Consider the following 6,626-nt stretch of genomic DNA (forward strand, 5'->3'; position numbering starts at 1 on the left):
CCTGCTCGCTCGCCAGGGCCGCTTCCAGCCGGCTCAGCCCCTCGGGCGAGCGGTCATTCAGCAGCGCGTCCACCGCGGCGAGGCGCTGGCCGGGATCCTGGGAGATCAGGCCGAACTGGCCAATGGCACCGCGCAATTGGGTGCGCAGGCGGTTGTTCAGCCGGATCTTGGCGCTGCCTGCCGGCGGCTCGGCCAGCGCTTCGCCGGTGAGCGCATCGGTGGTGCTGGAATCGGTCACGATCACCAGCCGGCCGTCCGCCGCCTTTTCCAGCGTGCCGTCGGCCAGCGCCTGGAGGATCGTCAGCGCCGCGGGGTCGCCGGTGGCCGCGATCGCATCGATCGCGTCGCTGGTGTCGCCGAAATTGCGGGGCGAGAGCCCCGCCGGCGCTTCGGACAGAGAGGCGGAGAAGGCGCTGCCCGTTCCCAGGGCCGTCAGGATCAGGCAGGCCAGCCATACACGCAGGAAAAGCCGCATCTCGCATTCGTCCGGGCGTCGGCGGGAAGGCCTGCGCGCTCTTGCGGGGGAGGCTTCCGCAAGCCTGCGCAGGCGTCCGGTCAGTGGATCAGAAGGAAGGCTTCTCGCAGCCGCCGCAGACCCACGGATAGGTCCAGTCCGCGGTCAGCTTGGCGCTCTCTGGGATGTAGTCCGACCAGGCATCGCCCGGCACGAGATCGTCGGTCTCCCAGACCACCTCGAACTGCCCGTTCGGCTGGATCTCGCCGATCAGCACGGGCTTGGTGATGTGGTGGTTCGGCAGCATCTCCGAGATACCGCCGGAAAGATTCGGCGCCTTCTGGCCGATGATCGCCTGCCGCACCGCGTCGACATCGGTGGTGCCGGCCTGCTCGACCGCCTGCACCCACATCTGCAAGCCGATATAGTGGGCTTCCATCGGGTCGTTGGAGACCCGCTCCGGGTTCTTGGTGAAGGCCTGCCACTTCTCGATGAACGCCGCGTTCTCGGGCGTTTCGACCGACATGAAGTAGTTCCAGGCGGCCAGGTGGCCCACCAAGTTGCTGGTGTCGATGCCGGACAGCTCCTCCTCGCCCACCGAGAAGGCCACCACCGGCACGTCCTCGGCCTTGATGCCCTGGTTGGCGAGTTCCTTGTAGAACGGCACGTTGGCGTCGCCGTTGATGGTCGACACCACCGCGGTCTTCTTGCCCTCGTTGGCGAACGCCTTCACCTGGGTGACGATGGTCTGCCAGTCGCTGTGCCCGAACGGCGTGTACTCCTCCATGATGTCGGCATCGGCGACACCCTTGGAGTGGAGGAAGGCGCGCAGGATCTTGTTGGTGGTGCGCGGATACACGTAGTCGGTGCCGAGCAGCACGAAGCGGGTGGCGCCGCCGCCATCCTCGCTCATCAGGTACTCGACCGCCGGGATCGCCTGCTGGTTCGGCGCGGCGCCGGTATAGAAGACGTTGCGCGAGCTTTCCTCGCCCTCGTACTGGACGGGATAGAAGAGCAGGCCGTTCAGCTCCTCGAACACCGGCAGCACCGACTTGCGGCTGACCGACGTCCAGCAGCCGAACGTGGCGGCGACCTTGTCTGACGCGATCAGCTGGCGGGCCTTCTCGGCGAACAGCGGCCAGTCGGAGGCCGGATCGACCACCACGGCTTCCAGCTTCTTGCCGAGCAGGCCACCCTTGGCGTTCTGCTCCTCGATCAGCATCAGCATGACGTCCTTCAGTGTGGTCTCGCTGATCGCCATGGTGCCGGACAGGGAGTGCAGGACGCCGACCTTGATCGTCTCCTCCTGGGCCAGGGCCGGGAGGCCAGCAGCGATGCCGATGGCGGTCCCAGCGAACAGGCCAAGAAGATGCCGCTTGCTGCAGCTCCAATTCATCTGGTTGATCCCCCGAAAATTTTGCCCGACCGGCCGCCCCGGCCGTCTGGGGGATGTCCGCAGCAAGATGGGTGCCACGGTTGCGAAACGCTTACGAAACGGGATGTGGCGCCGAAACTGCTGGCCTGCGGCAGGCCGGACCAGCACCTCTGCCTGCCGATGGGGCAGGTGGTGAAAGATTGCGCAGCGGCCTGCTGCGCATCGGCTGGGACGGCGGCAGGAGCCGCCGGCTGGCTGATCTGCGGCAGGAAGTCCCCCTGCGTGCCCTGTTCCCGCGGGAGACGGACGGAGCCGACGCGGTCGTCGTCAACACTGGCGGAGGTGTGCTCGGTGGCGACCGGCTGGCCGTCGAGATCACGCTCGGCCGTGACACGCGCGCCCTGGTCACGAGCCAGGCGGCCGAGAAGGTCTACCGCTCCGCCGGGCCGGTGGCGGAACTGCGCACGACGCTCCGTGTCGGTCCCGGCGCCTGCCTGACCTGGGTGCCGCAGGAAACCATCCTGTTCGAGGGGGCCTGTCTTCACCGCCTCCTGGAGGTGGATCTCCACCCCGGCGGGCGGCTGCTCGCCGCCGAGATGCTGGTGTTCGGGCGGGTCGCGCGTGGCGAACTCCTGCAGAACGCCCGGCTGCGCGAGGCCTGGGAGGTGCGGATCGGTGGCCGGCCGGTCTGGATGGAGCGCTTCGGCCTCACCCCGCCCTGCCTGGAGATCCTGGACGCCCCGGCCCTTGGCGGCGGCGCCAGGGCGCTCGCCACCATCGTCCAGGCCGGCCCCGGTGCGGCGGCGGCCTTGCCCAACGCGCGCGCCGCGATGGTGGTCCAAGGGACGGCGCGCGGCGGGGTGACGGCGGTCAACGGGCTCCTGGTGGGCCGGCTCCTGGGCCCGGATCCGCTCGCCGTCCGCCGCTCGCTGGCCGCCACCCTCTGCGCTTGGCGTGATGTGCTGCTCGGCGAATCCGCGAGCCTCCCGCGGCTCTGGGCGATATGATCCAGCCACGCCATTTCCGGCCATCGGCGGAACATGGCTGGCACACGCGTTGCTTCCCCGCTGCTGGGCCGGGTGGCATCGGCAGCGAGGCTCGGGAGGGCGGCTTACCTTGGAACTGTCTCCGCGCGAGAAGGACAAGCTCCTGGTGGCGGTGGCCGCGATGGTCGCCAGGCGCCGCCTGGAGCGCGGCGTGAAGCTGAACTACCCGGAAGCAATCGCGCTCATCACCGACCATGTCCTGGAAGGGGCCCGCGATGGCCGCTCGGTCGCAGACCTGGTGGCGGATGGCGCCAGCGTCCTAACCCGGGAGCAGGTCATGGAAGGCATTCCGGAGATGATCCACGAGGTCCAGGTCGAGGCGACCTTCCCGGACGGCACCAAGCTCGTCACCGTGCATCAGCCGATTCGCTGATGCGGTGCGCGCCATCGGATCCGGCAGCCGGCCGGCAGGATCCGGGTTCCTGGACGATGGCCGGCGCGGAGGCTTCATGATTCCCGGCGAGTACATCATCGCCCCTGGCGAGATCGAGCTGAACGCCGGCCAGCCGGTGGTCACGGTCGAGGTGGCCAACACCGGCGACCGGCCGGTGCAGGTCGGCTCCCACTACCATTTCTACGAAACGAACCCGGGCCTCCGGTTCGACCGGGAGGCGGCGCGCGGCATGCGCCTGGACATCCCGGCCGGCACGGCGGTGCGCTTCGAGCCCGGCCAGACCCGCAGCGTGACGCTGGTGCCGCTGCGCGGCCGGCGGGTGGTGCAGGGCTTCCGGGGCGAGATCATGGGCGGGATCGACTGATGGCCTATCGCATCGACCGCCAAGCCTATGCCGGCATGTATGGGCCGACCGTGGGTGACAAGGTGCGCCTCGCCGACACCGAACTGTTCATCGAGGTCGAGAAGGATTTCACCATCCATGGCGAGGAGGTGAAGTTCGGCGGCGGCAAGGTGATCCGCGACGGCATGGGCCAGTCCCAGGCGACCCGCGCCGAGGGAGCGGTCGACACGGTGATTACCAATGCGGTGATCGTCGACTGGACCGGTATCATCAAGGCCGACATCGGCCTGCGCGATGGCCGAATCCATGCGATCGGCAAGGCCGGCAACCCGGACACCCAGCCGGGCGTGGACATTGTGGTCGGGCCCGGCACCGAGGTGATCGCCGGCGAGAACAAGATCGTCACCGCCGGCGGCATCGACGTCCACATCCATTGGATCTGCCCGCAGCAGATCGACGATGCGCTCTACTCTGGCCTGACCACCATGCTGGGGGGAGGCACGGGCCCGGCGGCCGGCACCAATGCCACCACCTGCACGCCCGGGCCCTGGCATCTGGGGCGGATGCTCCAGGCGATGGAGGCCTTCCCGATGAATGTCGGGCTGTTCGGCAAGGGCAACGCGTCCCGGCCGGATGGCCTGCGCGAGCAGGTGCTGGCGGGAGCCTGCGGGCTCAAGCTGCACGAGGACTGGGGCACCACGCCGGCCGCGATCGACTGCTGCCTGACCGTGGCGGACGAGCTGGACGTCCAGGTCCTGATCCACACCGACACGCTGAACGAGAGCGGCTTCGTCGAGGACACGATCGCGGCGTTCAAGGGGCGGACGATCCACACCTTCCACACCGAGGGTGCCGGCGGCGGCCATGCGCCGGACATCATGAAGGTGGCGAGCTTCGCCAACGTCATCCCGAGCTCGACCAACCCGACCCGCCCCTACACGGTGAACACGCTGGACGAGCATCTCGACATGCTCATGGTGTGCCATCACCTGGACAAGCGCATCCCGGAGGACGTGGCGTTCGCCGAGAGCCGGATCCGCAAGGAGACCATCGCCGCGGAGGACATCCTCCACGACCTGGGCGCGCTCTCGATCATCTCCTCGGACAGCCAGGCGATGGGCCGGGTCGGCGAGGTGATCACCCGGACCTGGCAGACCGCGCACAAGATGAAGGTCCAGCGCGGCCGCCTGGCTGGCGAGACCGGTTCCAACGACAATCTGCGGGTGAAGCGCTACGTCGCGAAATACACGATCAACCCGGCGATCGCGCAGGGGATCGCCAGGCATGTGGGCTCGGTCGAGGTCGGCAAGCTCGCCGACCTGGTGATCTGGAAGCCGGCCTTCTTCGGCGTGAAGCCGGACATGGTGCTGAAATCCGGCACGATCGCGGTCGCGATGATGGGCGATCCCAATGCCTCGATCCCGACCCCGCAGCCGACCCATACCCGGCCGATGTTCGGCGCGTTCGGGCGCGCCTGCACCGAGAGCGCTGTCACCTTCCTGTCCAAAGCGGCCATCGAGGCCGGCCTGCCGGACCGGCTGCGGCTGGCCAAGACCTGCCTGCCGGTCGAGGACACCCGCAGCGGGATCGGCAAGGCGGCCATGAAGCTGAACGATGCGACACCGGCGATCGAGATCGACCCCGAGACCTACGAGGTCCGCGCCGACGGCGAGCTCCTGACCTGCCAGCCTTTGGCGGTGCTGCCGATGGCGCAGCGTTATTTCCTGTACTGAGCCTCCGGGACCGGCACACCCTTCCCATCTTCATTCACTGTCGCGAGGTCGGCTTGGCACGGCGTCTGGTAGAGCATGCTCCCCTGGGGGAATGGCCGAGGAACGAGGAGGTCGGCACGCTGACGCTGGCCTATGACGACCGTCACCGGCGCCGGGTCCGGCTGACGTCCGACCAGGGCGCCGAGCTGCTACTCGACCTGCCGCGCGCGGTGGCGCTGGAGGAGGACGACGGGCTGCGCTGCGAGCTCGGCGGCTGGTACCGGGTGGTCGCCGCGGCCGAGCCGGTGCTGGAGGTGGCCGGCCGCGACAGCGCCCATCTGGCGCGGCTCGCTTGGCATCTGGGCAACCGCCACACGCCGACCGAGATCCGCGCCGATGCGCTGCGGGTCCGCCAGGACCACGTGCTGGAGGCGATGCTGAACGGCCTGGGCGGCAGCACCCGTCGGCTGGTGGTGTCGTTCTCCCCGGAACGCGGCGCCTATCACCACCACGACCATGGCTGAGGATCGTTCGGCGCCAGCCCTGCTGCGCCTGCTCGCCTGGACCTCGCCGGCCTTCCCGATCGGCGGCTTCGCCTTCAGCCATGGCCTGGAGACCGCCGTCGAGGAAGGGCTGGTGCGGGACATGGGCTCGCTGCTGGCCTATGCGAGCCAGGCCTGCCGCCATGGCGCGGGATATGCCGACGCGGTGATCCTGGCGCGTGCCCACGCGCTGGCGGATGACCCCGCTGGCCTGACTGAGCTCCTCGACCAGGCCCACGCCCTGCGCGGCACGGCCGAGCTGGCGCTCGAGACCGGCATGCAGGGCGATGCCGCGCTGCGCACCCTGCGCGCGGCTTGGCCGGCACCGCAGCTCGACCGCCTGGCAGGCCTTGCCGTCACGTCCGGGATTATGCCGGCCCTGCCGGTGGTCCTGGGTGTCGCCGCTGCCGCCCATGGCATCCCGGCCGAACAGGCATGCCTTGGCCAGCTCGCCGCCTTCGCCGCCTGCCTGATTTCCGCAGGGGTGCGGCTCGTGCCGCTGGGGCAGACCGACGGCCAGCGCGCCACGGCCGCACTGGAGCCACTGTTGGCCGAACTCGCCGCCAGGGCGCCGGATACCGCGCTGAGCGACCTTTATCCGGCAGCGCCCATGATCGACCTCCTGTCGATCGCCCATGAAACCCAGTACACGAGGTTGTTCCGTTCATGAGTGGCCATGGTCCATTGCGCGTCGGCATCGGCGGGCCGGTAGGCTCGGGCAAGACCGCGCTCACCGAGCAGCTCTGCAAGCTCCTGCGCG

At 69.1% G+C, this 6,626-nt stretch carries 7 protein-coding genes and 2 pseudogenes; 7 read left to right on the plus strand and 2 right to left on the minus strand.

The window, feature by feature from the left end; translation table 11 throughout:
• A pseudogene (locus EQG76_RS28010) lies at positions 1-475 on the minus strand (urea ABC transporter permease subunit UrtB); the annotation flags it as partial.
• 88 nt (positions 476-563) lie between these two features.
• Positions 564-1,850 carry an urea ABC transporter substrate-binding protein gene (gene urtA, locus EQG76_RS28015; RefSeq protein ID WP_159718378.1) on the minus strand — a complete coding sequence of 429 codons (1,287 nt, stop codon included), beginning with the start codon at positions 1,848-1,850 and terminating at the stop codon, positions 564-566.
• Between the two features lie 179 nt (positions 1,851-2,029).
• Between urtA and EQG76_RS28020 the strand changes: the two genes are divergently transcribed.
• The 7 genes and pseudogenes from EQG76_RS28020 to EQG76_RS33750 form a co-directional block, all read left to right on the plus strand.
• Positions 2,030-2,836, plus strand: a complete 807-nt coding sequence (locus EQG76_RS28020; protein WP_159718380.1) for an urease accessory protein UreD — start codon at positions 2,030-2,032, stop codon at positions 2,834-2,836.
• 109 nt (positions 2,837-2,945) lie between these two features.
• Entirely contained in the window at positions 2,946-3,248 is a 303-nt protein-coding gene (locus tag EQG76_RS28025) for an urease subunit gamma (RefSeq protein ID WP_159718382.1), read from the plus strand.
• Between the two features lie 76 nt (positions 3,249-3,324).
• Positions 3,325-3,633: an urease subunit beta gene (locus EQG76_RS28030; RefSeq protein WP_159718384.1), complete on the plus strand. Its 309-nt coding sequence runs from the start codon at positions 3,325-3,327 to the stop codon at positions 3,631-3,633.
• Positions 3,633-5,345, plus strand: a complete 1,713-nt coding sequence (gene ureC, locus EQG76_RS28035) for an urease subunit alpha (protein WP_159718386.1) — start codon at positions 3,633-3,635, stop codon at positions 5,343-5,345. The genes EQG76_RS28030 and ureC overlap by 1 nt, the downstream gene beginning before the upstream one ends.
• A 53-nt stretch (positions 5,346-5,398) precedes the next feature.
• The gene (locus tag EQG76_RS28040; protein ID WP_159718388.1) at positions 5,399-5,848 is read left to right on the plus strand and encodes an urease accessory protein UreE; all 450 of its coding nucleotides are present in this window, start codon (positions 5,399-5,401) and stop codon (positions 5,846-5,848) included.
• Complete coding sequence (locus tag EQG76_RS28045; protein ID WP_159718390.1) at positions 5,841-6,536, plus strand: urease accessory protein UreF; 696 nt, start codon at positions 5,841-5,843, stop codon at positions 6,534-6,536. The genes EQG76_RS28040 and EQG76_RS28045 overlap by 8 nt, the downstream gene beginning before the upstream one ends.
• Positions 6,533-6,626, plus strand: a pseudogene (locus EQG76_RS33750) (urease accessory protein UreG); the annotation flags it as partial. The gene EQG76_RS28045 and the pseudogene EQG76_RS33750, both read left to right, overlap by 4 nt.

Origin of the sequence: Geminicoccus flavidas (genome assembly GCF_009806515.1) — a bacterium.
Classification (GTDB): Bacteria; Pseudomonadota; Alphaproteobacteria; order Geminicoccales; family Geminicoccaceae; genus Geminicoccus; species Geminicoccus flavidus.

Coding starts and splice junctions, on each gene's coding strand:
- urtA (WP_159718378.1), bottom strand. CDS start 1,850: ATGAATTGGAGCTGCAGCAAGCGGCATCTTCTTGGCCTGTTCGCTGGG.
- EQG76_RS28030 (WP_159718384.1), top strand. CDS start 3,325: ATGATTCCCGGCGAGTACATCATCGCCCCTGGCGAGATCGAGCTGAAC.
- ureC (WP_159718386.1), top strand. CDS start 3,633: ATGGCCTATCGCATCGACCGCCAAGCCTATGCCGGCATGTATGGGCCG.
- EQG76_RS28045 (WP_159718390.1), top strand. CDS start 5,841: ATGGCTGAGGATCGTTCGGCGCCAGCCCTGCTGCGCCTGCTCGCCTGG.